At 65.6% G+C, this 25,525-nt stretch carries 24 protein-coding genes; 5 read left to right on the forward strand and 19 right to left on the reverse strand.

Annotated features, from left to right (window positions below):
* Positions 1 to 86, forward strand: an 86-nt coding sequence (locus B5G02_RS10325; RefSeq protein ID WP_428843242.1) for an IS3 family transposase, incomplete at its 5' end; no start/stop codon positions are given.
* Between the two features lie 84 nt (positions 87 to 170).
* Here the strand turns inward: B5G02_RS10325 and B5G02_RS07245 are convergent.
* The 5 genes from B5G02_RS07245 to ilvA all read right to left on the reverse strand — a co-directional run bounded on the left by B5G02_RS07245 (position 171) and on the right by ilvA (position 6,751).
* On the reverse strand, positions 171 to 1,124 hold the full coding sequence (locus tag B5G02_RS07245) for an FHA domain-containing protein (RefSeq protein WP_094335743.1): 954 nt from the start codon (positions 1,122 to 1,124) through the stop codon (positions 171 to 173).
* On the reverse strand, positions 1,121 to 3,007 hold the full coding sequence (locus B5G02_RS07250) for a protein kinase domain-containing protein (RefSeq protein ID WP_143758292.1): 1,887 nt from the start codon (positions 3,005 to 3,007) through the stop codon (positions 1,121 to 1,123). The genes B5G02_RS07245 and B5G02_RS07250 overlap by 4 nt, the downstream gene beginning before the upstream one ends.
* 20 nt (positions 3,008 to 3,027) lie before the next feature.
* A complete protein-coding gene (locus B5G02_RS07255; RefSeq protein ID WP_143758293.1) occupies positions 3,028 to 3,924 on the reverse strand; it encodes a hypothetical protein in 897 nt (298 codons plus the stop codon).
* 324 nt (positions 3,925 to 4,248) lie between these two features.
* Positions 4,249 to 5,472: an Mbeg1-like protein gene (locus B5G02_RS07260; RefSeq protein WP_094335746.1), complete on the reverse strand. Its 1,224-nt coding sequence runs from the start codon at positions 5,470 to 5,472 to the stop codon at positions 4,249 to 4,251.
* A gap of 58 nt (positions 5,473 to 5,530) precedes the next feature.
* Positions 5,531 to 6,751 (reverse strand): threonine ammonia-lyase, encoded by a 1,221-nt coding sequence (ilvA, locus tag B5G02_RS07265; RefSeq protein ID WP_094335747.1) that lies wholly within the window; start codon positions 6,749 to 6,751, stop codon positions 5,531 to 5,533.
* 163 nt (positions 6,752 to 6,914) lie between these two features.
* Between ilvA and B5G02_RS07270 the strand changes: the two genes are divergently transcribed.
* Positions 6,915 to 7,730: an ABC transporter ATP-binding protein gene (locus B5G02_RS07270; RefSeq protein ID WP_094335748.1), complete on the forward strand. Its 816-nt coding sequence runs from the start codon at positions 6,915 to 6,917 to the stop codon at positions 7,728 to 7,730.
* A 205-nt stretch (positions 7,731 to 7,935) separates the two neighbouring features.
* On the opposite strand, the gene B5G02_RS07275 is transcribed toward B5G02_RS07270, so the two are convergent.
* The 14 genes from B5G02_RS07275 to B5G02_RS07340 form a co-directional block, all read right to left on the reverse strand.
* Positions 7,936 to 8,793 (reverse strand): MetQ/NlpA family ABC transporter substrate-binding protein, encoded by an 858-nt coding sequence (locus tag B5G02_RS07275; RefSeq protein ID WP_094335749.1) that lies wholly within the window; start codon positions 8,791 to 8,793, stop codon positions 7,936 to 7,938.
* Positions 8,794 to 8,887: 94 nt separating this feature from the next.
* Complete coding sequence (locus B5G02_RS07280; RefSeq protein ID WP_019239826.1) at positions 8,888 to 9,577, reverse strand: methionine ABC transporter permease; 690 nt, start codon at positions 9,575 to 9,577, stop codon at positions 8,888 to 8,890.
* Positions 9,570 to 10,319, reverse strand: a complete 750-nt coding sequence (locus tag B5G02_RS07285; RefSeq protein ID WP_094335750.1) for a methionine ABC transporter ATP-binding protein — start codon at positions 10,317 to 10,319, stop codon at positions 9,570 to 9,572. The genes B5G02_RS07280 and B5G02_RS07285 overlap by 8 nt, the downstream gene beginning before the upstream one ends.
* A gap of 383 nt (positions 10,320 to 10,702) precedes the next feature.
* Positions 10,703 to 11,299 carry an Asp23/Gls24 family envelope stress response protein gene (locus B5G02_RS07290; protein ID WP_094335751.1) on the reverse strand — a complete coding sequence of 199 codons (597 nt, stop codon included), beginning with the start codon at positions 11,297 to 11,299 and terminating at the stop codon, positions 10,703 to 10,705.
* 37 nt (positions 11,300 to 11,336) lie between these two features.
* Positions 11,337 to 11,765 (reverse strand): DUF2273 domain-containing protein, encoded by a 429-nt coding sequence (locus tag B5G02_RS07295; protein WP_094335752.1) that lies wholly within the window; start codon positions 11,763 to 11,765, stop codon positions 11,337 to 11,339.
* On the reverse strand, positions 11,752 to 12,306 hold the full coding sequence (locus B5G02_RS07300) for a hypothetical protein (protein WP_094335753.1): 555 nt from the start codon (positions 12,304 to 12,306) through the stop codon (positions 11,752 to 11,754). Before B5G02_RS07300 ends, B5G02_RS07295 begins: the two co-directional genes overlap by 14 nt.
* A gap of 327 nt (positions 12,307 to 12,633) precedes the next feature.
* Entirely contained in the window at positions 12,634 to 13,440 is an 807-nt protein-coding gene (locus tag B5G02_RS07305; protein ID WP_019239831.1) for a YebC/PmpR family DNA-binding transcriptional regulator, read from the reverse strand.
* A gap of 162 nt (positions 13,441 to 13,602) precedes the next feature.
* Positions 13,603 to 14,715 (reverse strand): SIS domain-containing protein, encoded by a 1,113-nt coding sequence (locus tag B5G02_RS07310; RefSeq protein ID WP_094335754.1) that lies wholly within the window; start codon positions 14,713 to 14,715, stop codon positions 13,603 to 13,605.
* 99 nt (positions 14,716 to 14,814) lie between these two features.
* Entirely contained in the window at positions 14,815 to 16,146 is a 1,332-nt protein-coding gene (gene glmM / locus B5G02_RS07315; RefSeq protein ID WP_094335755.1) for a phosphoglucosamine mutase, read from the reverse strand.
* A 310-nt stretch (positions 16,147 to 16,456) separates the two neighbouring features.
* The gene (gene lgt, locus B5G02_RS07320) at positions 16,457 to 17,275 is read right to left on the reverse strand and encodes a prolipoprotein diacylglyceryl transferase (protein WP_094335756.1); all 819 of its coding nucleotides are present in this window, start codon (positions 17,273 to 17,275) and stop codon (positions 16,457 to 16,459) included.
* A gap of 24 nt (positions 17,276 to 17,299) precedes the next feature.
* Positions 17,300 to 17,584, reverse strand: coding sequence for a NifU family protein (locus B5G02_RS07325; RefSeq protein ID WP_094335757.1), 285 nt, complete (start codon positions 17,582 to 17,584; stop codon positions 17,300 to 17,302).
* Positions 17,585 to 17,991: 407 nt separating this feature from the next.
* Positions 17,992 to 18,981 carry a glycosyltransferase gene (locus B5G02_RS07330; protein ID WP_094335758.1) on the reverse strand — a complete coding sequence of 330 codons (990 nt, stop codon included), beginning with the start codon at positions 18,979 to 18,981 and terminating at the stop codon, positions 17,992 to 17,994.
* Positions 18,974 to 21,106 (reverse strand): DUF6020 family protein, encoded by a 2,133-nt coding sequence (locus B5G02_RS07335; RefSeq protein ID WP_094335759.1) that lies wholly within the window; start codon positions 21,104 to 21,106, stop codon positions 18,974 to 18,976. The genes B5G02_RS07330 and B5G02_RS07335 overlap by 8 nt, the downstream gene beginning before the upstream one ends.
* 213 nt (positions 21,107 to 21,319) lie before the next feature.
* A complete protein-coding gene (locus B5G02_RS07340; RefSeq protein WP_094335760.1) occupies positions 21,320 to 22,033 on the reverse strand; it encodes a GntR family transcriptional regulator in 714 nt (237 codons plus the stop codon).
* A 178-nt stretch (positions 22,034 to 22,211) separates the two neighbouring features.
* Here B5G02_RS07340 and B5G02_RS07345 point away from each other — a divergent pair, with 178 nt between their 5' ends.
* The 3 genes from B5G02_RS07345 to B5G02_RS07355 all read left to right on the forward strand — a co-directional run bounded on the left by B5G02_RS07345 (position 22,212) and on the right by B5G02_RS07355 (position 25,510).
* Complete coding sequence (locus B5G02_RS07345; RefSeq protein ID WP_094335761.1) at positions 22,212 to 22,685, forward strand: PTS system mannose/fructose/N-acetylgalactosamine-transporter subunit IIB; 474 nt, start codon at positions 22,212 to 22,214, stop codon at positions 22,683 to 22,685.
* A gap of 95 nt (positions 22,686 to 22,780) precedes the next feature.
* Entirely contained in the window at positions 22,781 to 24,397 is a 1,617-nt protein-coding gene (locus B5G02_RS07350; protein WP_162609758.1) for a PTS system mannose/fructose/sorbose family transporter subunit IID, read from the forward strand.
* Positions 24,398 to 24,439: 42 nt separating this feature from the next.
* Entirely contained in the window at positions 24,440 to 25,510 is a 1,071-nt protein-coding gene (locus tag B5G02_RS07355) for an SIS domain-containing protein (RefSeq protein ID WP_094335763.1), read from the forward strand.
* The last annotated feature ends 15 nt before the right edge of the window (positions 25,511 to 25,525 follow it).

Consider the following 25,525-nt stretch of genomic DNA (forward strand, 5'->3'; position numbering starts at 1 on the left):
ACTGGAACCACGTGAGGCGGCAGGTCAAGCTGAAGGGCCTGACCCCGGCGGAGTTCCGGGAGCTGGCCCTCCGCGAGGCCGCTTAGCGGTTATGATTTAACGCGTCCAAGTTTTGGGGTGCAGTTCACATTTGAACCCGTCCCCATTGACTCACTGACGCGATGGCGCGCTTACTCCATGGCGACGAAGGTGGTCGAGGCGCCCAGGGTGATCTCGTCTCCCGGGTACAGCTCGACCGCCTGGCGCGCCTCGAGCTGCACGCGCTCGCCATCCGCGCCGCTCACGAGCACCGTGCCGTTCGTCGAGCCCAGGTCGCACACGGTCCAGCCGCCGCGCTCCGCGTCCCAGCCCACGCGCGCATGCTCGGCGGACACATCCTCGTCCACCTCCGCGATATCGCCCGCGCCGGTGGCCATCGCGCCGATGACCGCGCCCGCGCCGAACGGGTCAATCCAGTGGATATTACCGGAGAGGTATCCGTCGCGAACGCGCACGAGCCCGAGCGGCCGCGGCTCCTCGCCATCGCGCGCCGCCGCGCCCGCGCCCGCCACCGCATCGTCCACCATGGCAGATTCCGGCGTCCCCATGCGTCCGCCCAGGTTCTTCTCCACGTACGAGCAAGCGTAATCAACCGCAACCTGCACCTGGCCGGAGCACCCCACCGCCACGAACAGCACGAGTAGCGCCTCCGCGCGCTCGCCCGTCGTATGGCCCTGCCCCTTGGAGAACCGCGTCACCGCGTTGCGATAGAGCGTGACGTTCTGATAGCAGGCAGCGAGCGCCGCGCACATGGCATCGCTGCCCTCGCCGCACACAAGGTCGATGATCTTCTCGAACGTCATGCTGCGCGGCCCGTACTGCCGGAGCCTGCTCATGATCCGCTGCGCCGAAAGCCCCCAGTCGCGGAAGTACGCGGGTTGCAGCGATCCCACCGGCGCATGGACGATGAAATGCGAGAGCCACGTGCGGTCGGCCGCGCGGCTCGAGGCGCTTCTGCCATCGGAAAGCGGGCGGTCGGACAGGATGAGCCCGGCGAGCTCCTTGTGGCTGATGCCGCCCCGGCGCTTGAACACGTCAAAGAGCACGCCGCAGGGCGTGAGCTCTGGTTGCCTCAATACCATCATTCCCCCTCCGTGAGTTCGTGGGCGGCGCGGTCGCGCAGCTCCGGGTGCTCGGCCGCCGCGCGAAGCATGCGGTGGCGCTCGGCGAGCAGCGCCGGCACGACCGCCATGGCGTAGTCGAGGACGATCGGGCACCACGCCGCCGCGCCCACGGCGAACACCGCGGCGTACAGGCCGAGCGCGCGCCGGGAGGATTCGAAATCCAACAATCCTATACCCATCAGGAGCACCGCCGTAGCTACGAGCAAAGCGCAGGTACCCCGCAGAAAGCCGGAACGCGTCGCGCGCGCCGACCCGCTCGCCACGCGGGCACAGAGCGCGGGGACGAAGAGCGCGCACGCCACCGCGATACCGCTGAGCGTCACAGGAAACGAGGCGGCACCGGCCACGACCTGTGCCTGCGCGCCGTCGAGCAGAAGCCCCGTCGCCAGTGCGACCACCACCAACACGCCTGCGGCGACCGCCTTGCCCGCCGACCGCACGACGCGGCGCAGCGCGAACGGGGAGGCCGAGTCGAGCCACGACGCGGTGCCCCAGCACGGGATGAGCGGGCTGCCGCGCAGCGCCCGCGCGACGTTCTGGCCGTACTGGTCGCAAAACGCCGCGAGGCCGTCGCGCATCGCCGCCGCGGACGGGCGGTCCGACTGCTTGGACGAGAGACAGGCGCGCAGCATGTCGGCAAGCTGGCCGTCCACCAGCACGAGCGCCGCACGCAGCGCCTGCTCGTCGGGCTCCATGCCGAAGTCGAGCAACGCCTTCGCCGCGGTGACGGCGACGTCCTGCTCATGCGCCAGAACCTCGACGATCGACGGCGCGGCCTCGTGCGCGCCGACGAACGGGCGCGGCGCGGCGGTGCTCTTGATGAGGTACGGGGAAGCGGAGCCGCTCTGCCCGTCACGTATCTGCCGCGTGGGCTCCACATCGCTGCCGTCCGCGTCCGCGCCCGCCGACGCCGTCGCATCGGCGGCGGCAAGGTCGAAGGGCACCGAACCCGTCGCCAGCTCGAACAACACGCTCGCCGCCGCGTAGACATCCACCGCGGCCGATGTTCGAAGTGCCGCGACGCCCGCGATGTCGTTCGTGAGCATCTCGGGCGGGGCATAGTCGGGCGTGGCGAACCGCACGGTTCCCATCGCATGGGTGAACGAGCCGCGCGCGCCCTGCGGCGACGCCGTCGCGGAGCCGAAGTCCACGAGGCACAGGTCGAACGCCCCCTCTTCCTCCTGCCGCTCCGCCGAGAGGTGGGAGGTCCGGAGCATCACGTTCGAAGGCGAGATATCGCGGTGCACGAAGCCCTCGTCCAGCGCATCGAAGCGCGCGAGGACGTCAAAGAGGTCGCGCCCCAGCCGCGCCACCGTGAGCGTCGACATCCGGCGCGTACCATCGACCGCGAGCTGGCGCGCAACCTGGCCGAGGGTCTCTCCCTCGATCCACTCCATGATGATCGCCGGCGCGCCGTCGACGCTCCCGTAGCCGAAGAGCCGCGGCACGCCCTTGATGCCGTTGAGCGCCCGATGCTCCTCGTATTCACGGCGAAACGCTTGACGGCGAGCCGCCGCGCGCTGCTCGGAGGAATCCTCATCCTCGGCTGCTTCGACAGCTTCACCGCTCGCAGGCCGCAACATGGTCTTGAGCGCGAGCGATTCGCCCAGGGCGTTCCGCGCGAACGCGACGCATCCGAGCCCGCCGCTGCGCGTGCGCTCATCGTCCACGAAGAGCGTGCAGAACCTGCGCAGGTACGCCGCCCGCTCATGGTCTGCCAGAGGCACCGCCGGCTCGAATTCGTCCAGGCGCACCAAGCGCAAGGGCTTCGCGCCCGCCTCGCGCGCCAGGTCCGTTGCGCTCCGCCCCGCCATGCTGCTGTCTGGTTCTCCCGGCTCCCTCATCAGGGCATGCTCGTCCCGACTCATAGCACGAACCTGTCGTAGTACGACTGGAATTCCGCAAGGGCAGCGTTCTCGCCGTTGATCTTGGCGTCTTCGAGCGGCTTCATGAATTCATCCACATGCTGCGAAGGATCCTCGAACGAGAGGTTGCTCACCCATACCTCGTTGAGAGTCGACACATACATGGCAAGGCAGCGATACATGGCTACGAGATTGACCAGCGCATCCTTGTATCGCTTCGAGACCTTGGCCAGGTAGTTCATGTTCGCGGTATAGCGGTTGGTGAGCTCCGCCTCGAGCGCCAGGGTGCGGTACCGATGCCGGGAACGAATCTCCGTTGATGCAAGCGCGTCCTGTTCAACCGCGGCCGTGCAATCGTTGATCTGGTCGATGTAGCCGCCCTGGCCATCGATTGCCTGGAATTCCACCAGCAGATACTCGTAATCCGCCTGCTCCTGGACGGGGTCGGAGGGCTCTTCCTCATCGCCGCCCGGAGTGTTCCCGCTGGAATCATCATCGCCGGGACGCTCATCGGCGTCATCGCCCGGGGTGGTGCTCTCGTCATTGGAGGCGCCAGAATTGGTCGATGGATCGCTTTGCGCGTCCTCGCCAGCCATCTCCGATGAGCTCGCGCCGCCCGTGATTCCGCTGACACCGCCGAGCACGCGGCCGGACGACGTCACACGCCCCGCGCCCGAGGTGGAGCCATCCACCGCGGCGTTTGACGCATCCTGATTGCCGCCAGACCCCACGAGCGCTTCGAGCAGCGACCCGCTCGCGATCTGGGCGTAGGCGCCGTCGCCGTCCACCGCATCCTGGACGAGGGACGGCAGCGTCGCGGTGTAGACCGCAGCGCCGAAGAACAACAGGGTGAACGAGAAGACCACGAGACCCATGAGCATTGAAGGAAGCGCCAACCGCCTGCTCAACCGTCTGAACAGCGCCCGCGCGCGATGATGGCCCATGGAATCCCCTCCCGTCGTTGCCCTCCCATTGTACCTGAGGGTCGGGGCGAGCCATTCCGCCGACCGCTAAGAACGCGCTTGCAGCCTCACGCAAACGTTCGAGCCTCGATACTGTGTGGGATTGCGGACTCGCCGAGTAGCCGGGTGATTCGGCGAACAAAACCGCAGGATTCGCAGGACGCAACAAGGGGTCTACTCGGAGGATTCAAAATCCCACACAGTATCGAGGCTCGAACGTCTCGCCGGGGGCAAATCCGGGCGCCACGCACCCGTCGCTCACCCGCCAAACACCGCGGCGGCGAGGTCGCGGCCGACGCGGCGGGCGGTGATGGCGGCGAGCTCGCCGAGGGCAGCCCCGAGCACGGCACGCGAGCCCTCGTCCAGGTTCCGCATGGCATCGCTCACGAGCTGCGGGAACGGCTTCCCGCCGAGGAACACGTCCCGGGCATCGCGCGCACCGCTTGCGCCGAGCGCCGCGAAGAGCGCGTCCACCACCTTCGCGCAGCGCTCAGGATCCATGCTGGCGAGCCATTCCATCAGGATGTCATGGAGCGCCCGCGATCCTTCGCCCAGATGCTCGACGGTGACGAAGTCGTCGCGATCCTCCGCTATCTCCCAGCTGAACAGGGAGTGCTGCATCGCCCCCTGCGCGCTGCTGCGCACGACGCGCGGCTGCACCGGGCACTCGAGCAGCATGCCCACGATGGAATCCTGCGGCACGAACCGCTCGATCTTGCACGCGCCCTGCACCCCGGCTCCGGCCGCCGCAGCGTCACCCGCGCCCGCGCCGCCCGCGTCCGCATGCCAGCCCAGGTGCGCGTACGCCTCCGTCCCGAACCGTCCCGCGCGGAACCCCGGCGCATCGAGGCACCACACGAGCTCGATACGCTCGCGCACGTCCTCGTGGCACGTGAGCGCCGCGTAGAGCGCGAGGTTCCCGCCCTTGGAATGGCCGCCCACGTGCACCGCGCCGCTCAGCCGCGGCATCATGCGCTCCAGGTACTCCCGCGCAAGCCTCTGCGACGGCACCTCGTCCTCATAGGCCATGTCGAAGTTCTCGCGCCAGCCGGTCGCCGAGATGTCCGTGCCGCGGAACCCCACAAACGAGAACGCGCGCTTCCAGCTGAACGTCATCGCCGCGAACTGCGTGGGCACGGCCTCGTCGAACACCGCCTGGTACCCGTGGATGCGCAGGTTGCGGTAGCGCGGACTCGCCGCGAGCAGCAAAAGCAGCCGCTGGATGTCGCCCGGCACGAGCCCGGTGAACATGCCGTCGAAGAACTCCGTCCGCGCGAGCTCGGCGAACGTCACCCCGCGCGCGTCGGGCGCAAGCCGGGCGAGCACGCGGTCGAGCAGCGCCGGGCGCGTGGGCGGCTCGGGCACCACGCGCGCGCCGTCGATCATGCACGCCTGCGAAAGCACCGCCGCGTCGACCGGCCCGAACGGCTTCTGGTCGAACGTCGCGAGCTCGCGTTCCACATATTCGAACAGGTACGGCATGGGTCTCCCTTCGTCGTCGGGTCGCTTATACCCATCCCGCGCCCGCGCTGCCCTGCGCCTAGAGCGACGTCTGCACGATGCTCGGCGAGAGCCCCGCCGCCTCGAGCGCGCCCACGATCTGCTCCTTGTGCTCGGTGCCGTACGCCTCGATGGTCACGCGCAGCTCCACGGCGGCGTTGCGGTTGGTGCTCACGAACTGGTTGTGCTCGAGCTTGATGACGTTGCCGTTCTGCTCGGCGATCACCTGCGCCACGCGCACGAGCATGCCCGGGCGGTCGGGCAGAAGCACGCTCACCGTGAAGATGCGGTCGCGCATGATGAGGCCGTGCTGCACCACCGAACTCATGGTGATGACGTCCATGTTGCCGCCGGAGAGGATCGCCGCCACGCGCCGGTTCTCGGCCGGCAGGTGCTTGAGCGCCGCCACCGTGAGCAGCCCGGAGTTCTCGACGATCATCTTGTGGTTCTCCACCATGTCGAGGAAGGCCACGATGAGCTCCTCGTCCGGCACGGTGATGACGTCATCGAGGTTCTCGCGCAGGTACGGGAAGACGCGGTCGCCCACCTCGAGCACGGCGGTGCCGTCGGCGATGGTGTTCGCCGCGGGCAGGCGCACGGGGTGCCCGGCCTCGAGCGCGGCCGTGAGGCTCGGCGCGCCCGCGGGCTCCACGCCGATCACGCGGATCTTGGGGTTGTAGAGCTTCGCGAAGGTCGACACGCCGCAGGCCAGGCCGCCACCGCCCACGGGCACGAGGATCGTATCCACGAGCGGCAGCTCCTGCACGATCTCCATCGCGATGGTGCCCTGCCCCGTGGCGAGCACGGGGTCGTTGAACGGGTGGACGAAGGTGTAGCCGTGCTCCGCGGCGAGCTCGAGGGCGTAGTCGCAGGCCTCGTCGTACACGTCGCCGTGCAGCACGACCTCCGCACCGTAGCCCTTCGTGCGCTCCACCTTGATGAGCGGCGTCGTGGTGGGCATGACCACGATGGAGCGCGCGCCCGCGCGGCTCGCCGCGTAAGCCACGCCCTGCGCGTGGTTGCCCGCGCTCGCGGTGATGAGGCCGCGGTCGAGCTCCTCGGCCGAAAGCGTCGAGATCTTGAAGTACGCGCCGCGCACCTTGTACGCGCCCGTGCGCTGCATGTTCTCCGGTTTGAGGAACACCCGGTTGCCCGTCGCCTGGCTGAAATACGGGCTCTCCACGAGCTCGGTCTTCTGCGTGACCTCCTTGACCTTCTCGGACGCCAACTCGAAGGCGTTGAGGGTGAGCATGTCGGGCATGGGCGATCCTTTCCGTACGGGCATCTGGGCTGCGGTGATACTCTGGTATGAGTCACCATGGTATCACCGCGGTGTTCGGGCGCGGAGCGCCAGCCCGGCCGCTCCCAGGGTGGTAACATGGCGTTCGACACCAGAGCATCATCCGTGTAGAAGCGAGGCCCCCATGCCCGATACCGTCTCATCCGCCACGCCCGCCCCGCCGCTGTTCTCGCTCCGCGACGCGCAGGTGGTGCGCGCCGGGCGCACGATCCTCTCCGTCGACCGGTTCGACTTGGCCGAAGGCGAGCACGTGGCGCTCCTCGGCCCCAACGGCGCGGGCAAGTCGACGTTCATCCAGCTGCTCACGCGCGAGATCTTCCCCCTGCACCGCGACGAGCCGCCCGTGCGCTTCCGCGGGCAGGCGCGGCCGCTCCTCACGGACATCAAGCAGGCGCTCGGCATCGTTTCGGCCACCATGCACGACCAGGTACGCGTGCACCTGCCCGTGAGCGACATCGTGTGCGGCGGCATCTTCGGCACGCTGGGGCTGCCGAACCACGTGGAGGCGACGCCCACCCAGCGCGCACAGGCCCTCGATGCCCTCGAGCGGCTGGGCATCGCCGACCTCGCGGACCGCGACGTCATGACGCTCTCCACCGGCCAGGTGCGGCGCGTGCTCGTGGCGCGCGAGCTCATGAGCGACCCGCGCGTCCTCATCTTCGACGAGCCGTGCACCGGCCTCGACCCGGAGGGCATGTACCACGTGCGGAGTACCATGAGCCTGCTTGCCGCCGAGGGCCGATCCGTGGTGCTCGTGACGCACTACCCCGAGGACATCATCCCCGCAATCGAGCGCGTGCTGCTCATCAAGGACGCGCGGATCTTCGCCGACGGCCCCAAGGAGGAGCTGCTCACGAGCGACGCGATGAGCGAGCTCTTCGGCGTGCCGCTCGAGGTGAGCGAGCGCAACGGCTGGTACGCCCTCCAAGGACGGTACTGATCCCATATGGGTTGGTTGGGGACGTGTTCCTTTCAACCCCTTTTTTGAGCGAAAGGGGTTGAAAGGAACACGTCCCCAAATGACCCATATAAGAAACGAGGCGCCGATTCCCGGGGATCACCTGGGGAATCGGCGCCTCGCCGCGCTCCTGCGCGCGTTCAGCTAGCAAAAAGGGGTTGAAAGGAACACGTCCCCAATCAACCCATTAGAAAGCGGCCTGGACGGCGTCGCCGAAGGTGTCGGCGAGGTACTGCTTGAACTCATCGGTCTGCAGCACACCCACGAGCGCGACGATGCGCTCGTCGTCCTCGAGCTCGGGCGTCGTCACGATGACGTTCGCGTACTCGTTCTGAATGATGTCGGAGTTCGCGTCCTCCTGCGCCACGGCGTCCTCGAGCTTGAGGCCGGCGTCGATGGCGTAGTTGCCGTTGATGACCCCGAAGTCCACATCGCCCAGCGTGCGGGCGACCGCTGCGGCATCTTGTTCGGAGAACTGCAAGTTTTTGGGGTTATCCACAATGTCGTTCGGCGTCGCGGTGATGCCGGCGTCATCGGCGAGCGTGATGAGACCCAGGTCCTGCAGGAGCAGCAGTGCGCGTCCCTCGTTGGTGGGATCGTTCGGCACGGCGAAGGTGGCGCCGTCGGCGACGTTCTCGATGTCGTCCGAGTTGCCCGCGAACACGCCCATGGGCTCGAAGTGGATCTCGCCCACGTTCACGAGGTCGGTGCCGTTCTCCTCGTTGTAGTTGTTGAGGTAGTTGATGTGCTGGAAGTAGTTCGCGTCCACCGTGCCGTTCGAGGTGTCCTTGTTGGGAAGGATGTAGTCGGTGTACTCCTTCACCTCGAGCTCGATGCCCTGCTCGGCCAGCAGCGGCGCCGCATAGTCGTTGAGGATCACCGCGTGCGGGCTCGGGCTCGCGCCCACGGTGAGCGTCTGCGTGGCGGCAGCGGCGGAACCCTCACCGGCATCGGAGCCGCCGCTGCATGCAGCGAGCGAGGCGGTCGCCGCGAGTGCGGCGGCGCCGGCAAGGACGGAACGACGGGAAATGAATACCTGGGACATGATGAACTCCTCTTTTGTTCGGTTCCCGGCGGGACGGCCCCGCGCGGGATGGTTGGTTACGGGACAGGCAAGCCGCGGGCCTCGGGCACAGCCCTTACGCCTCGGCCTGCGAACGATGGTCGATCTTGCGCGCGATGAAATCGCACGCGCTCTGGATGATCTGGACGAGTACGATGAGCAGCACCACGGTGACGATCATCACCTCGTCCTCATAGCGGTAATAACCGTAGCGGATGGCGATGTCGCCCAGGCCGCCCGCGCCCACCGCGCCCGCGATGGCCGTATAACCGAGCTCCGCGATGAGCGTGATGGACACGCCGCGCACGATGGACGGCAGCGCCTCGGGCAAAAGCGCCGAGATCACGACGCGCGGGATGCTCGCGCCGCAGGCCTCGGCCGCCTCGACGCTCGCACGCGGAACCTCGGCGAGCGACTGCTCGATCATGCGCGCCACGAACGGCGCCGTCGAGACCACGAGTGGCGGGATGACGCCGCGCACGCCCGAGGTGGTGCCCACGAGGGCGTCGGTAAACGGCATGATCGAGATGAGCAGGATGATGAACGGCAGCGACCGGCCGATGTTCACCACCCAGCCGAGCACCGCGTTGAGCGCGCGCATGGGGCGCAGCGACCCCGGAGCGGTGAGGTAGAGCACCACGCCGAGCACCGTGCCGATCACGTACGCGATGGCGGTGGAGACGATGAGCATGACGAGGGTGTCGACGACGCCCTGGCCGAGCAGCTCGCCGTACTCCTCGATGAATTCGGTCACGACGCTAGGCATCCCAATCAACCCTTTCGAGCAGCACCTTGGCCGCCTGGCTCTGCGGCGCGGCGAACACGTCCGCCACGCTCCCCTGCTCCACCACGCGCCCGTGCTCGAGCACGGCCACGTTGCGGCAGATCTTCTCGACCACGCCCATGGCGTGCGTGATCACGATGATCGTCACGCCCGTGGTGCGGTTGATGTCGCGCAGCAGCTTGAGCACCGAGTTCGTGCTCGCCGGGTCGAGCGCGCTCGTGGCCTCGTCGCACAGGATGTACTCCGGGTCACAGGCGAGCGCGCGGGCGATGGCCACGCGCTGCTGCTGGCCGCCCGAGAGCTGGGACGGATACGACGATGCCTTCTCGGCCAGACCGACCATCTCGAGCAGCTCGAGCGCGCGCTTGCGGTTCTCGGCCGTCACGCGACCGGATGCCGCCTTGTAGGGGAAGCACACGTTGTCAAGCACGGTCTTCTGCGCGAGCAGGCCGAAGTTCTGGAAGATCATGGCCACGCGGCGGCGGTACGCGCGCAGCGCCGCGCCGGTGAGGCCGGTCACGTCCTGGCCGTCGACGACGATCTTGCCCGACGTGGGATGCTCCAGCAGGTTGATGCACCGCACGAGCGTCGACTTGCCGGCGCCGCTCATGCCGATGACGCCCATGATGTCGCCGTCCTCGATGGTGAGCGACACGTCGTCGAGCGCGTGCGCCTGGCCGGCAGCCGTGCTGAAGGTCTTGGTGAGATGTTGGATTTCGATCACGGGAAAGCTCCGCTCGATGTTCTGGTCTGGAAGGAAGGCGAGCCGTCCCCCGCCGGGGACGACTTAACGAAGGCGCCCGGTCTCCCCATGCGCGCGACGGAAGCGCGGCATGGCAAAGTGCCCGGGCGAGGGCATCTCCATGACCATCATCATCGCGATATGTGCAACGGCGCTATTCATGTGCTTTAGCGTAGCAGCGTGCGCGCGGCGTGGCAAGCCCGCAATCAAGCCGAAACGCAAGGGGGAGCCGCGGGATGTAAAATTACCCCAGGGGTTTTTTAACATGACCCCTGGGGTTGTTCTGCTACCTGGCTCGACGGTCATGTTAAAAAACCCCTGGGGTTATTTTACATCGGGGTAATTTTACATCCCGCAGTTAGATCTTACGCTTCGTCTGCGTCGTCGTGCTTGAGGTTGTCGATGAGCTTCTTGCGGCTCGCCTCGTACTCCTCGCGCGTCAGGACGTCCTCGATGCGCAGGTTGATGCCCGCGACCTCGAGCCCGGTCATCTCGTCCAGGCGCGCCGTCACGCGCTCCTTCACATCCTCGAAGATGTCCGGCGCGTAGCAGCCGTACTCGATGATGACCGAGATGTTGATGATCATGCGGTTGTCGTCGGTGACCTCGACCGTCACACCCTTGGTGAGGTTCTCCGCGCCGAGCTGCTCCTGGAAGAAGTGGACGATGTTGCCCTTCATGCCCAGCACGTGCGGCACCTCGCGCGTGGCCATGGCGACAATCTTCTCGATCACGCCGTTGGAATAGGTGAGCGAGTCGTCGGTCTCGGGCTCGTCGTCGTACGCCTCGTCCGCGTCGGAGCCGTCGGCGGGCACGGGCGCGTCGGTCGCAGCGGGCTCAGCCGCGTCGCCCTGCGCGGCCTCCGCGGCGTCCGTCTCCGGCGCGACCTCGGTCGCCGCCGGCGCTGCATCCTGCACGACCTCGACTGTCTCGGACATGGGCTTGTCGCTTGCCTTTGCCATGGTCTATCCCCTTTCGTTACCGGGTTGCGTGGTGGGCCTAGGAACGGCGGCTGCCGATGAGCCCGCTGAAGAAGTTCACGATGCCGTTGTCGCCGTCGCGGATCTGGCCGATCATGGCGCCCACCACCACGAAGACCGCAATGATGATGGTGCTCCACAGGCCGATGGTGAGCACGAGGACCGCGAGCACGAACCCCGTGAAGCCGTACCCCACCGTGTAGGGATGGCTCCGCGCGTACGCCCACGCGGCGGCGCCGAGCCCCTGGATGAAGCCGACCGCCTCCTCGAGGTCCTCGTGGTCCAGGCGCTTCTTGCGGCGGCCGCGCTTGGTGGACGCGCCGCCGGATGCTTCGCCCGAAGCGGCCTGCTCAGCGGTCGCCTCGTCCACGACGGCGTCGGGCGCCTGCTGGTCGTCTTGCTCGATGGTCAACTTCGGAGCCGATCCGCTCCCGCTATGCTTGCTCACGGGGAACCTCCTTGGTCACCGTTGTCGTCGTGCTGGGAAGGAACGTGACCTGCACGGTCACGCCGGGAACGCCGAGCATGCGCTCGCACGCCTCCTGGACCCGCAGCTGGATGTGCTTGCCCAGGCTCTCGAGGCCGATGTCGGTGAAGGCGATGAGCTCGAGCGCGATGCGCACCTGGGACGCATCGTGCCCGGCAACGCGGCTCCGCACGCGCTCGATGAGCACGTCCTCGCCGGATACCGCCGCGCGCGCCACGGACGAGACCGCGGCGAGCCTGACCTCGATGTGCGGGTTGCCGGCGGGGTGGACGCTCGCGGGCGGACGGCGCTCGAGGAGCGCCCGGGCCACCACGATGAGCGTGCCGAGGGCCAGGATCGCGAGCGAGATGACGAGGGAGATGCGCCCCGCGGGATGATCGAGCAGCTGCCCCACGCGCAGGCGGAGGCCCGGGTTGCCGAACTCCTGCGCCGCGAACCCGCCCGCCACCACGACGGCGGCGACCAGGTAGAGCACCGCGCAGCATTTCTTGAACAGCCGCATCCTCGCCTCCTCGCCTTCCTTGCCTCGTCCCACGCGCGTCCGCACCGCGCGCCGCAAGCGCGCAGCGCCGCCGACGCGTGCTTCTGCAAGATTATACGGCGCGCGCAGCGGTGCGGGCGCCCCGCGCGGACGGCTTAAGGAGTTCGCCATATGTTCCGCCCGAGCCCGGCATAACGAAAACCAGCCCGCCTGCCCGGGTTTCGCCATGCTTCCGCCGCAGCAGCGGGGCAACAGCGGCCGCACCCGCTGCGCACGAAAAAAGGAGCCCGCAGGTGCGAGCTCCTTCCAAAAGCGAATGTTCGGCAACACGCCGGCTCGTGCCGGACGCTACTCCTCCTCGAGGGCGGCGAGCACCTCGTCGGTCATGTCCATGGTGTGGTACACGTCCTGCACGTCATCGAGCTCCTCGAGGCGGTCGATGAGGCGCTGCACCTTCTTGGCGTCGGCGGCGGAGACGGCCGTCGGCGTGGTGGGAACCATGGTGAGCTCCGAGCCCTTGACCTCGATGCCCTGCTCCTCGAGGCCCTTGGAGACGGCCATGAGCTCGGTGGGGTTCGTCCACACGACCCACTCCTCGCCGGCGTCCTCGTAGTCCTCGCCGCCGGCCTCGGCCACGGCCATCATGAACTCCTCCTCATCGCCGGCAGCGCCGTTGGCCATGAGGTTCTCCTTCTTGTCGTTCGGGTCGACAATCTGCTTGGCCACGACAATCTGGCCCTTGCGCTCGAACTGGAAGGACACGGAGCCGGTGGTGCCCAGGCTGCCGCCGGAGTGGCTGAAGGCGGAGCGCACGTCGGCCGCGGTGCGGTTGCGGTTGTCGGTGAGGCACTCGACGTACACGGCCACGCCCGCCGGGCCGTAGCCCTCGTAGACGATGTTCTCGTACACGGCGGCATCGGCGCCGGCGCCGAACGCCTTGTCGATGGCGCTCTTGATCTTGTCCTTCGGCATGGACTGCGCCTTGGCCTTCGCGACCGCGGCGGCGAGCGACGCGTTGTTGTCGGGATTCGGGTCGTTGCCCAGGCGGGCGGCGACGGTGATGTTACGGCTGAGCTTCGAGAAGAGCGCCGAGCGCTTCGCGTCCTGCGCGCCCTTGCGATGCTTGGTTGTTGCCCATTTAGAATGTCCGGACATGCGAGACCCCTTCTATGTGCTTCTGGCCGGCAGCGGAGCGTCCCGCCGCATCAGCCCACGTTCCCATAAACGACAATATGATATACCGTCGCAGCTCGCCGGTACAGAGCTCGTAAAAATGATAGAAACCCGCCGGGCCGGCTCGCCCGCGCCGGGCTTCACCTAGTTGGGCATGATCGTGTCGATCGCGTCCGTCTTCGTGCTGATCGCCTTGCGGAAGCGCTCCTCGAACAGCGGATGCTTCTCCCAGCGATGCAGGTCGGTCGTCGCCTGGTGCGCGATGATCTGGTAGAACGGCAGCACGTAGAGCGGCATCATGAGCGGCTCGGCGATGTCGAACGGCAGGCGGACGGCGTGGTCGTCGTCCACGCGGTCGGAGTTCGAGATGATGAACGCATGGTCGGTCACCGTGCGCGCGGCCAGGTAGATGTCGACGGCGCGCTCGGAGCCGGGGCCGAAGTCGTCGACGCACACCACCGTGTAGCTGGGCGTGAGCTGCAGGTTCGGGCCGTGGATCCACTCCTCGCCCTCGTACGCGAAACTCGGGATCTGGATCGTCTCGCCGAACTTGAGCGCGCCCTCGCTGGCGATGCCGTAGGCCTGGAGGAAGCCGACGTGGTTCACCACGGTCATCGAGGTGAAGTCCGCGATGTGGCGGCGGTAGAGATCCCAGGTCGCCTGCTGGACGGCCTCGTGGCGGCGCGGCGCATCCGCCATCTCGTCCAGGAGTGCGGCGCGCTGCTCGGGCGTGACGGTGCCGGTGCGCACGCCGGCCTCGATGGCGAAGAGCATCAGGAACTGCGCGAGCGTGGCCACGCCCTTCGTGACGTAGCCGACCGTCTCCTCGCCCACGCCGTAATCGACCACGAGGTCGGCATGGTCTTTGAAGTCGGACGCGACGTTGCCCGTGAGGCCGATCGCCGTGATGCCGAGCTCGCGGAGCAGGTCGAGCGCCTGGATCGAGTTCGTAGAGCAGCCGCTCTGCGAGATCACGAACACGAAGTCGTCCTCATGCAGGTCGTGCTCGCCGAAGATGAACGTGGCGGGCGGCACGATCTTCACCTCGCGCTTGAGGTACCTCATCATGAAGTAGCGCGCGCACAGGGCACCGTTGAAGCTCGAGCCGCAGGCCACGATCCAGATGGCATGGCGCGGCCTCTGGACGTACAGGTCGACGAGCGCGCCCGTCAGCTCCTCGGCGCGCTCGACGTTGCGCTTGAGCTGCTCCGGCGTCTGCTCGATATAGGTGAGCATCGTGGGCTTGGTATCTGACATGGTTCCCCCTTGAACGACAGCACCTACAGCATACCGCCCGCGGCCGCGAAGGTCGCCCTCCGCCGCGCGAAAAAAGACCAGCCCGCCCGGTCGCCGCCGCTACAGGGACTCGATGACGCGCACGACCTCGTCCACGTAGTGCTCGCACTGCTCCATGGTGGGCGCCTCGACCATCACGCGCACGAGCGGCTCGGTACCGCTCGCGCGGATGAGCGCGCGGCCGTCGCCCTCGAGCGCCGCCTCGACGCTTTCCGCCGCGGCCTTCACGGCCTCGTTCTCCATGACGGCGTGCTTGTCCTCGACGCGCACGTTCTTGAGCAGCTGCGGGTAGATGGTGAGCGGCTCGGCCAGCTCGGCGAGGGTCTTGCCCGTCTCGATCATGGTCTGCATGATGCGCAGGCTCGTGTTCACGCCGTCGCCCGTGGCGCTGTACTCGGAGAAGATGATGTGGCCGCTCTGCTCGCCGCCGAGCGAGTAGCCGTGCTCGGTCATGCACGCGCTCACGTACTTGTCGCCCACATCGGTTTTCTCGTAGGAAATGCCCAGCTTATCGAGGGCCTTGAACAGGCCGAGGTTGCTCATGACGGTCGCGACGACGGTGTTGCCGGCGAGCTTGCCCTGGCGGGCCAGGTGCGCGCCGCACACGTACATGATGGTGTCGCCGTCGCACACGTTGCCGTACTCGTCCACCGCGATGCAGCGGTCCGCGTCGCCGTCGAAGGCGAAGCCCACGTCGAGCCCCTCCTCGCGCACGTACGCCTGCAGGCGCTCGATGTGCGTGGAGCCGCAGCCCTTGTTGATGTTGAAGCCGTCCGGCTCGTCCGAAATCACGTGCACCTCGGCGCCGAGCGCGTTGAACACGCCGGGCGCGACGGGCGTGGAGGCGCCGTTCGCGCAGTCGAGCGCGATGCGGTAGCCCTTGAGCGAGAACTTCGCGGAGCCGATGAGCGAGGCGATGTAGCGGTTGCGCCCCTCCACGTAGTCCACCGCGCGGCCGATGTGCTCACCCGTGGCGAGCGGCACGTCGATCTTGCCGTCGATGTAGTCCTCGACCTTCTGGAGCACCTCCGGGTTCATCTTGTAGCCGCCCGAGTCGATGAGCTTGATGCCGTTGTCGCAGTAGGGGTTGTGGCTCGCGGTGATCATGATGCCGCAGTCGAAATCGCCGTGGCGCACCACGTAGCTCACCGACGGCGTGGTGGTCACGCGCAGCACGTACGCGTCCGCGCCGCTCGACACGAGGCCGGCGACCAGGGCGTTCTCGTACATGTAGCTCGAGCGCCGCGTGTCCTTGCCGATGACCGCCTTGGCCTTGCGGCCCTGGCGCAGGCCGTAGTACCAGCCCACGAACTTGCCGATCTTGAACGCGTGGTCGACCGTGAGGCCGACGTTCGCCTCACCGCGGAAGCCGTCGGTGCCGAAGTATTTCATCGTTGCTCCTTTGCGGAAGAAACCGGGATGCTGTTCCATGACCATGGTACGCTCGCGCCATACCAGTCGGCCGTCTTACACGAGAACTACGGAGAGCGCCGCGGGCATGCAAAATTACCCCAGGGGTATTTTTACATGCTTTGGTGGCGCTTCAGCTCGAAGGCTCCTTCGTTGCGGCATGTAAAATTACCCCAGTGACTTTTTTACATGCGTTGACAGCCCTCCAGCTCAATAGCTTTTTTCGGCGTGGCATGTAAAAAAGTCGCTGGGGTAATTTTACATGAAAAAGTCGCTGGGGTAATTTTACATGCTACTGCACATAGTCGCGCTGCGGGCGCTTGGCATGCAGGGCGTAGGCGATGAGCCCCGCGCCGATGAAGATGAGCGGTAGCGACAGCAGCTGGCCCATGGTGATGACGCCGCCGAAGATGTAGCCCAGCTGCGCGTCCGGCACGCGCACGAACTCCACGAGGAAGCGCACGATGCCGTACCCGAGCACGAAGACGCCCAGGTAGGCGCCCTGCGGCAGCGGCGGCTTGCGGCGGCTCAGCACGTAGAGCACCGCGAAGAGCACGATACCCTCGAGGAAGGCCTCGTAGAGCTGCGATGGATGCCGCGGGATGTCGCCCGCCGCGCCGCCGAAGACCACGCCCCAGGGCAGGTCGGTCGGCTTGCCCCACAGCTCGCCGTTCACGAAGTTCGCGCAGCGCCCCAGGCAGAGCGCGATGGGCACCCCGATGATCGCGAGGTCGGCCATCGTCCACGCGGAGAGCCTGTAGATGCGGCACACGATGTAGCCGCCGAGCAGCCCGCCCACGAGCCCGCCGTGGAAGCTCATGCCGCCGTGGTTCGTCATGAAGATCTCGAGCGGGTGCTCCCAGTAGTACCCGTCGCCGTAAAAGACGACGTAGAACAGGCGCGCGCCCACCACGAGGCCGATCACCGCGCCGAACACGACCATCATGAGGTCGTCCTGGGAGATGTTGAGCCCCCAGCGCCGCTGCGTGCGCCACATCATGACGCCGCAGATGAGCGCGCCCACCACGTAGGCGATGCCGTACCAATAGATGGTGATGGGACCCACCGAGAGCGCGACGGGGTCGAGGCTTTGATAGAGTTCCGTGAGCATGGGGTCTCGTTAGCAGACGGGCCGTTAGAACGGGGTGTACTCGTCGAACAGGTCGGACATGCTGTCGCCGCCCAGCTCGTTCACCGCCACGACGCGGGTCACGCCGGGGACGTGCTCCTTCAGGATGCGCTCGATTCCCATGGAGAGGGTGAGCTGGCTCATGGGGCAGCCGGCGCAGTGGCCGAGCAGCTCGAGCGAGACGACGCCGTCATCATCGACGCCCACGTACTCCATGTCGCCGCCATCGGCCTGCAGGTTCGGGCGAATCTGCTCGAGCACCTGCTTCAAGAGGTCTTCATTCACTGCCATGAGGATTCCCTTCACGCCCGCACGGCGCGCGGCGGGCTCGTATTCGTTGCGTTGACTGCACGAAGTATACCCGCATTTCCCGCTCCAAGCACGAGCGATGTGGCGGCGGCGCGGCGCGGGGCGGGGTCGCGCGGCCGTACGCTGCCGCTGCGCACGAGGGAACCGGGCCGGAGGCGCGTGGCGCGGGGGTTCGGGCCTCGATACTGTGTGGAAATCGCGACACCTCGAGTAGCGACGCCTGAGCGCCAACAAAACCGCAGGATTTTGAGGGGTGTGGGCCTTGTCTACTCGCCCGTTTCAAAATCCCACACAGTATCGGCGCTCGAACTTCCCGACACGCGCCTCCGGCGGCAAAATACCCGCCCTCGCACACCCCTCGCGCCCCCGTTCGCCCGCGCCGCAACCGGTCAGCGACCGCGCCGCCCCTCGTCCTCGATGCGGTAGACCTCGAGCTCCCACTGCTTGCGCCGGTTCTTCGCCACCGTGTCCAGGATGCAGCCCGTGCAGAACGAGAGCGCGCCGCAGAAGACGAGCCCCGTGGCGAGCACGGCCGACGGCAGCTTCGAGACGTATCCCGTGGCGGCGAACTCGGCTACCACCGGGAAGCCCACGGCGATGCCGAGCACGATGAACACGAGCGCGGCGAGTGAGAAGAACTTGAACGGATGGCAGTCCTTGAACAGCGCGCCGATGGCCATGAGCACGCGCAGGCCGTCCGAGACCGTCGAGAGCTTCGACGTCGAGCCCGCGGGGCGGTCGCGGTAGGTGATGGGCACCTCGCGGATGCGCCAGTCCATGTCGACCGCGTGGATCGAGATCTCGCATTCGAGCTGGAACCCGCGCGACACCACGGGGAAGCTGCGGGCGAACACCCGGCTGAACGCGCGGTAGCCGCTCATGACGTCGTGGAACCCGTAGCCGTAGATGAGGCGGATGAGCCAGCGCACCAGATCGTTGCCGAAGCCGTGGAAGGCGCGGTCGTTCTCGTGCGCGTAGCTGCCGTTCGAGAGGCGGTCGCCCACGGTCATGTCCGCCTCGCCAGCGAGCACGGGCCCGATGAGCGCGGGCGCGGCCTCAGCGGGGTACGTGTCGTCGCCGTCCACGAGCAGGTAGCAGTCCGCGTCGATGTCGCGCAGCATCTGGCGCACCGTCACGCCCTTGCCCTGGCGCGGCTCGAAGCGCACGAGCGCGCCGTGCTCGCGGGCGATGCGCGCGGTGTCGTCCGTTGAGTTGTTATCGTAGACCCAGATCGCGGCATCGGGCAGCACGCGGCGGAAATCGTCCACGACCTTACCGATGGTGACGGCCTCGTTATAGCAGGGTATGAGCACTGCGACGCGCGGGCAGGCAGCGGAGCCCCCGGTGGCCGCGGCGAGGTTGTCAGCACATTCAGGCATCGATGGCCTCCTTGTTGCTTCGGGTGAACAGCAGCGCGCACATGAACGGCGCGAGGAACGCCACCGGGTACGCGTAGCGGAAATAGGTCGTCGCGTTGCACGGCCCCACGAGCGCCACCGCGAGTACCACCCACGCGGCGGCGAGCACCGGGGCGAGCGGGCGCACCCGGCGCGTCGCGGCGTAGACCGTCGCGAGCGCGAGCACCCAGTCGTAGAGCGCCGCCTGCATGGTGAGCGTGGTGAAGGGGATGCTCTGGAAGAGCAGGCGGTACCCCTCGCACGCGCCGCTCAGGACGCGCGAGACGGGGTTCTCCGCGGGGGCGAAATCGAAGTAGGGTGCGATGCCCGAGCTGAACCAATCAACCTCGGTGCTCGCCATCACCTCCGCGCTGGAGGCGGGCGTGTAGCTCCAGACCATCGCCCTCCCCGCGTAGAAGTACCCGTAGTAGTTCTCGGCGAGCGCCTCGAGGAAGCAGCCGGGCTCCTCGGCGAACCACTGCGCCCAAAGCCGCATGAACCGGGCGAGATCCTCCGGCGTGGCGTCCTCGCGGAAGGTCGCCTTCACGGGATCGGACTTCGAGGGGGTGTAGATGGCGGCGAGCTCGTTCGCGTCGAGCACGGCGTCGACCGTGCGGAACTCCTCGGCCGAGACGCTTCCGGGGTGGTCGCGCATGAAGCGAGCGACCTGCTGGAAGGGGATCGAGAGCACCTCGCGCTTGCTCGAGGGCGAGATGCCGAGCGCCGGGTAGACCACATTCGAGAGCGCGAGCGACACGAGCACCGCGACCAAGAGGGCGACCGCCGGGTAGCGCCGCGCGCCCAGCTGCCTCCGCACCAGCACCAGCGCCACCAGACACGCGAGCGCGACCGTCACGAGCATGCCGCTCCGCAGCAGCGCCGTGCCGAGGGCGGAGAGCAAAAGCAGCGTGACGTGATGGGGCGGGAGCGCGAAGGACGACGGGGACGGTGCGGCGCGGCGCGCGGGCGGGCTTGCGGGCGCGGGTCGCGCGTCCGCCGGGTTCCCTGGCTGCCCGTCCGGCTGCCCGGCACGCGACCGCGCACGCCACACGAGGTACGCGAGCTCCATCGCGAACACGAGCAGGACGGCCGCGAAGGGCACGTCCTTCGTCACGATCACGCTGTAGTTCGAGAACGCCGGGACGAGCGCGATGAACGCGAGCACGACGAGGCGCACGCGCGAGCGGACGCCCATGAGCGCGAGCAGGCGGAGCGCCCACGCGATGGCGGCGATGTCGAGAGCCCATTGGAGCAGGGCGTAGAGGAAGATGCCCGCGTTCTCGTTGCCGAAGAGCGCCATCCCAGCCTGCACGCAGAGACCGACCATCGCGGTGTGCAGTGGCGGATGGTGCTGGGTGAGGAGGACGGCGGGGTCGATGAGCTCGACCGATTCGCTGATATGGTTGGGCAGGCCGAACCATTGGAGAATCTGGGTGTTCGTGTCCCACATGAAGAGCGCGGGCGCGTACCCGATGAGCACCGGCAGCCAGGCCACGGCGAGCACGGCCGCGGGAACGGCGAAGGGATGCCGGTCGAGGGCGGCGCGGGCGCGGGCGCATATGCCGCGACGGCCGGCCTGAGCCGGCGCGGGCGGCGCGGACACAGCGCTCCCCCGGGCGGCTGCAACGCTCCCCCGTGCGCAATCGAGCCAGGAAAACAGCAGGCAGATGCCGGCATGCGCCAGCACGAGCCAGCCCAGGAAGAATATGGCCGACCGGAGCGCCTCCGCGATGCCGCCGGTGACGTAGGCGCTCGACCCCACCTCGTCGAAACTCCGGCCGAAGAGCATGGCGGCTGCGAAGAGCGCGGCCACGACCCACGCCGCGCGCCCGCCGGCACGCCGCGCGGACGAATCGCTCACGCCGTGCACCGCGCGCAACGGCGCGAACAGCAGGGCAGCGAAGAGCACGGTGACGAGTGCCTCGTCGCGGGAGGGCAGCGAGCACAGCACTTTCGCGACGACGTACGCCGCGCCGTGGACGCTGCCGAAGAGGCTGCGAATCTCCTGAGATGACGCGCCCGCGAGGTCGGTAAAGACCCCGAGCGCACATAGTGCTGCAAGCGCACCGGGGAGCAGAAGCTCCCGGGCGGAATACTTTTTTGACATAACCCCCCCCCCGGTCGATCCTCCCCCCTTGGAAAGACCACCAGAACGGAATCAAGCCAGACCGACGTCCCCGTGCAGCAAACAGGAACAACCGCGTTAGGGTACCACGCGATGGCGCATCCGATGAAACGTCCACAGAACTGAAGCGACACTCAGGGCGCGCTTTGCGCCGGAGGATGCCAGCGGGAACTATCGTGAAGAAGCCCCGATCCCCTAGTCCCGTGAGGTATACGAATAGATGTCACCATTGTAATTCGTCTCGGTATATTCAAATGGCACGAGCACACCGTCAACGCGCGTATAGGTGCAGTGAGATACACGGAATAACGCGATATCGTCCGCCTGCAAAAGCCTCCGCTGTTCAAGGGTCGGAAGTACCGCGCGGAACTCGCTCCCCTGATATATGCGCGGTAGCCCAAGCGAATCAACAAAGGCGTAGAACGATTGGTCGAGACAGCGCACATCGATTGCGGGAATGATCGCCGCCGAAACATAGTTGTAGCTGATGGCAATGGGTTTACCGTCGCCTGTTCGCAATCGCGCGAAATAGTGAATGAGATCTCCATCCGAAAGCCCAAGGCGGTCCGCGATGTTCGGAGCGTCCTCGCCACGAATAACCTCATATGAAAGCAGCTGGGACCCCGCCTTCTTGCCGATGGCCTCCATGTCTTCGGTAAAGCTCCTCGAACTGTCGGAGGGTTTCACCACTTGCGTCGCTTTCACGAAGCTGCCCTTACCGGGAATTCGTTCGATATAGCCTTCCTTCGAGAGATTCAGAAGCGCCTTGTTGACCGTCATCCGGGAGAACCCGAAGCGGCGACCGAGCTGCTCCTCGGTCATGATCTTGCTTCCAACCTTTAGCGAACCGTCGGCGATGCCGCCTTTGATGAACTCCTCAATCTGCCGATATTTCGCCGTCTGACCCATGGGGAGATCCCTTTTCCCGTTATCCGGAACCCTACCGCTTGCGCGAGCTTTAAACCGTTTGCCGCTTTCAGTATACCGCTAAGGAAACATAACCGTAACTTTGTATATACATTTAGAAATAGTAAGGGCAATATATCTATACTTTTCGTATCGTCCAATCTGTTCGGAGGGAGTCCACATGGTAGAGCTGCTACGAGTCGACGATCGCTTACTCCACGGTCAAGTTGCCTACGCCTGGTCAAAGAGCTTACCGATCAACCTCATCGTCATCGCGAACGACGAGGTGTCCCAGGACAAAACCGCGAAGGCAACATTCGCCCTTGCAAAGCCTGCAGGAATGAATCTGGTTATCTCAACGATCAAGAAGACCATCGCATTCCTCGGTTCAGAGAAAGCTCGGAATTATCGCGCGCTTGTGCTGGTAAACAATCTCGACGATGCCGCCGCAATCGCACGATCAACGGAGGGTATTTCAGCCATCAACGTTGGCGGCATGCGCGAGTGCGACGGCTCGAAGCGGTACCTGCCCGCCGTTTGCCTCACCCCGCACGATACGGAAGTCATCGCTGCGCTCTCCCATGAGGGCTACGAGGTATACGCCCAACAGGTTCCCAGCGATACAAAGACCAATCTCGCCGGTCTTCTGGGATAGGCGCCACGCAGGCGAGCGGCAGCGCGACCAGAGCAGACGCTCCCTGCGTAGCTCTCGCCCCCTCAACGTCTGTTAATCCATAGAAAGGAATGCACATGACCGTCTTTCAAGAAGTGCTCCTCGGTCTTGTGGCCGTAATCGGTTGGTGCGAGTACGTCGACGGAATTAACAAATCAACACGACCCCTTGTTATGTGCACGCTCACTGGTCTTGTCCTTGGCAACCTTACCCAAGGCGTTATCATCGGCGGGACGCTCGAGCTCGCCACTATGGGCATGATGGGCATCGGCATTTCGATTCCCATCAACATCACCATAGCCGGTGTCCTGGGCGCAGGCTTCGCCATTGCAGGCGGTCTTTCTGCCGAGGCTGCCGTGGCGCTCGCGATTCCCGTAGGTATCGTCTATCGCCTGCTCGAGCATCTCGCTACGACCGGATACGACCTCATCGCCGCCAAGATGCTCTTCACGCATCCCGAGCGCAACACGCCACAGCGCGTTACCCAAGCCTTTTGGATCATCTTCGGGGCATCGTGCCTGTTCATGTTCCTGTCGGTGTTCCTGAGCCTGCTTATCGGTGCCGACGTGGTCGCGAACATCGCCAACGCCATCCCCGATAGCATCATGAACGCCATCGGCACGGGCACGAACCTGCTTGCCGCCCTCGGCTTCGCCATGCTCTTCAACCTTACGCAGTCGCCGAAAACGCTTGCCTTCTTCTTCATCGGTTTCGTGCTCGCCTCGTACCTCGGTATGCCCACGATGGGCATCGCCATCATCGGTGCAGGTGCGGCTGCAATCGCGTACTTCTTCACCGATAACGGACAGGTAGCCAACACAGAGAGCGACGAAATCCTCGACGACTTCGACGCTCTCGCCGATGCACCCGTCGAACAGAAACGCGCTGAACGCCTGCTGGGCCGCGTCGACCTTACGAACATGTTCTTCAAGTCGTTCGGCCTCGAAGGTCCCTTCATCTACTCGCGCCTGCAGGCGATCGGCTGGTGCCGCTCCATGCTGCCTGCCATCGAGAAGATTTACACCACGGACGAAGAGCGCTGCGCCGCCATCAATCGCCATCTCGAGTTCTTTAACACCAACCCCGAGTTCTCGACATTCATCTTGGGTATCTCGGCTTCCATGGAAGAGCAGAACGCGCAGGATCCGAACTTCGATACCGCGAGCATCAATAACGTCAAGGCCGGCCTCATGGGTCCCATCGCAGGTATCGGAGATAGCTTCTGGTGGGGTATCGTCAAGACAGTCGCATCGGGCATTGGCTGTCAATTCGCCATGCAGGGTAACGTGCTCGGCCCCATCCTGTTCCTGCTCATCTTCAATATCCCCCACTGGACAATCCGCTACATCCTCGCCCAGAAGAGCTATGAGCTGGGGCATCGCATTCTCGACGCCATGACCGAAAACGGCATCATCGAGAAGATCTCGCTCTGCGCAGGCATCCTCGGCATGATGGTAATCGGCGCCATGACGAGCTCGATGATCAGCATCTCCACGCCACTTGTATTCAATATGGCCAACGGCGTCACACTCGAGCTGCAGGCCGTGCTCGACGAGATCCTGCCCAACCTACTGCCGCTCGTGACGATGCTCATCGTGGCGTGGCTGCTGCGCAAGAATGTGAAGGTCGTACCGCTTATCTTCGGCATTCTGGCTTTCGGTATCGTGTTCAACCTGCTGGGCATCATCGTCTAACGTCACCCGCATCAATTCTGAAAGGTATCGACCGTGAGAAGCATGTATACCTATATCGAACAAGCACCCACCGTGTGCCGCGCGATTCTCGATACGCGCGATGAGCGCGTGGGCGGCCTCGTGCAACTCTTCTGCGCTCGCCCCTACCGGCGGCTTCATATCGTTGCCTCCGGATCCTCTTACAATATCGCCATGACCATGCGAGATTTTTTGCAGGCCGCGCTCGGCATCGAGGTGACGGTCGGCTGGCCCATGAGCTACATACTGTACGACCATCTGCAACCCGGCGACACATTCGTGCTGTGCCTCTCGCAATCGGGAAAGAGCACGAACACCATTGCTGCCGTCGAAAAGGCTGTTGAGCGCGGCAATACCGTCGCGGTGCTCACCTGTAACGCCAATGCGCCCATCGATGCCGCAGGCGGGAATGTGTTTGAATATGGCAGCGGGACAGATGACTACTACGTGGGCAAAGGCTTCCCTTCGAGCTGCACATACCTCGCCCTCTTCGGCATCATGGCGGCTTCCATGCGCGGCACACTTGAGGACGAAACGCGGGATGCACTGATCGACGCGCTCTCCACGGAGATTGGCGGCATGCAGGATGCTTTTGAAAAGGCACAGGCATTTTGCGCAGAGCACATCAATGAGCTCGTACGTGCTCGCCGCATCATGACCGTCGGAATCGGTGGAGGATACGGCCTCGCACTCGAAGGCGCACTCAAGCTCAATGAGATGACGGGCATCGCTGCAAACGCCTACGAGATGGAAGAATTCGTGCATGGACCTACCTATGAAATTCGCAAAGACCATGTCGTGATGCTTGTGGACTTAGGTGGTCCGGGTCATGAACGTATGATGCAACTTTCACAAGCACTGCACTTGCTCACTGATCATGTATTTGTGATTGCGGCAACTGAAGGGTACGACGAATATTCCCTTGAACTGGGCACAAGCTCCGGACGCAATGTGGGTTCAAAGAGCGACCTTGCCGCGATTCGCGCTATCATCCCCTTCCAAACTGCGGCTGAAGCTATCTGCAGCAAGCTCGATATGCTGAGCTATAACCTCGTCAACTTCGACTTCGAGCAGGAAATGAAGACGAAGGCGTAGGCGCTTTAGCATACC

The organism is [Collinsella] massiliensis (assembly GCF_002161605.1).
Classification (GTDB): domain Bacteria; phylum Actinomycetota; class Coriobacteriia; order Coriobacteriales; family Coriobacteriaceae; genus Enorma.

Coding starts and splice junctions, on each gene's coding strand:
- B5G02_RS07335 (WP_094335759.1), bottom strand. CDS start 21,106: ATGTCAAAAAAGTATTCCGCCCGGGAGCTTCTGCTCCCCGGTGCGCTT.
- B5G02_RS07350 (WP_162609758.1), top strand. CDS start 22,781: ATGACCGTCTTTCAAGAAGTGCTCCTCGGTCTTGTGGCCGTAATCGGT.
- B5G02_RS07250 (WP_143758292.1), bottom strand. CDS start 3,007: ATGAGGGAGCCGGGAGAACCAGACAGCAGCATGGCGGGGCGGAGCGCA.
- B5G02_RS07305 (WP_019239831.1), bottom strand. CDS start 13,440: ATGTCCGGACATTCTAAATGGGCAACAACCAAGCATCGCAAGGGCGCG.
- B5G02_RS07275 (WP_094335749.1), bottom strand. CDS start 8,793: ATGTCCCAGGTATTCATTTCCCGTCGTTCCGTCCTTGCCGGCGCCGCC.
- B5G02_RS07245 (WP_094335743.1), bottom strand. CDS start 1,124: ATGATGGTATTGAGGCAACCAGAGCTCACGCCCTGCGGCGTGCTCTTT.
- B5G02_RS07270 (WP_094335748.1), top strand. CDS start 6,915: ATGCCCGATACCGTCTCATCCGCCACGCCCGCCCCGCCGCTGTTCTCG.
- B5G02_RS07300 (WP_094335753.1), bottom strand. CDS start 12,306: ATGCGGCTGTTCAAGAAATGCTGCGCGGTGCTCTACCTGGTCGCCGCC.
- B5G02_RS07325 (WP_094335757.1), bottom strand. CDS start 17,584: ATGGCAGTGAATGAAGACCTCTTGAAGCAGGTGCTCGAGCAGATTCGC.
- B5G02_RS07310 (WP_094335754.1), bottom strand. CDS start 14,715: ATGTCAGATACCAAGCCCACGATGCTCACCTATATCGAGCAGACGCCG.
- B5G02_RS07330 (WP_094335758.1), bottom strand. CDS start 18,981: ATGCCTGAATGTGCTGACAACCTCGCCGCGGCCACCGGGGGCTCCGCT.
- lgt (WP_094335756.1), bottom strand. CDS start 17,275: ATGCTCACGGAACTCTATCAAAGCCTCGACCCCGTCGCGCTCTCGGTG.
- B5G02_RS07355 (WP_094335763.1), top strand. CDS start 24,440: ATGTATACCTATATCGAACAAGCACCCACCGTGTGCCGCGCGATTCTC.
- B5G02_RS07345 (WP_094335761.1), top strand. CDS start 22,212: ATGGTAGAGCTGCTACGAGTCGACGATCGCTTACTCCACGGTCAAGTT.
- B5G02_RS07290 (WP_094335751.1), bottom strand. CDS start 11,299: ATGGCAAAGGCAAGCGACAAGCCCATGTCCGAGACAGTCGAGGTCGTG.
- B5G02_RS07260 (WP_094335746.1), bottom strand. CDS start 5,472: ATGCCGTACCTGTTCGAATATGTGGAACGCGAGCTCGCGACGTTCGAC.
- glmM (WP_094335755.1), bottom strand. CDS start 16,146: ATGAAATACTTCGGCACCGACGGCTTCCGCGGTGAGGCGAACGTCGGC.
- ilvA (WP_094335747.1), bottom strand. CDS start 6,751: ATGCCCGACATGCTCACCCTCAACGCCTTCGAGTTGGCGTCCGAGAAG.
- B5G02_RS07280 (WP_019239826.1), bottom strand. CDS start 9,577: ATGCCTAGCGTCGTGACCGAATTCATCGAGGAGTACGGCGAGCTGCTC.
- B5G02_RS07340 (WP_094335760.1), bottom strand. CDS start 22,033: ATGGGTCAGACGGCGAAATATCGGCAGATTGAGGAGTTCATCAAAGGC.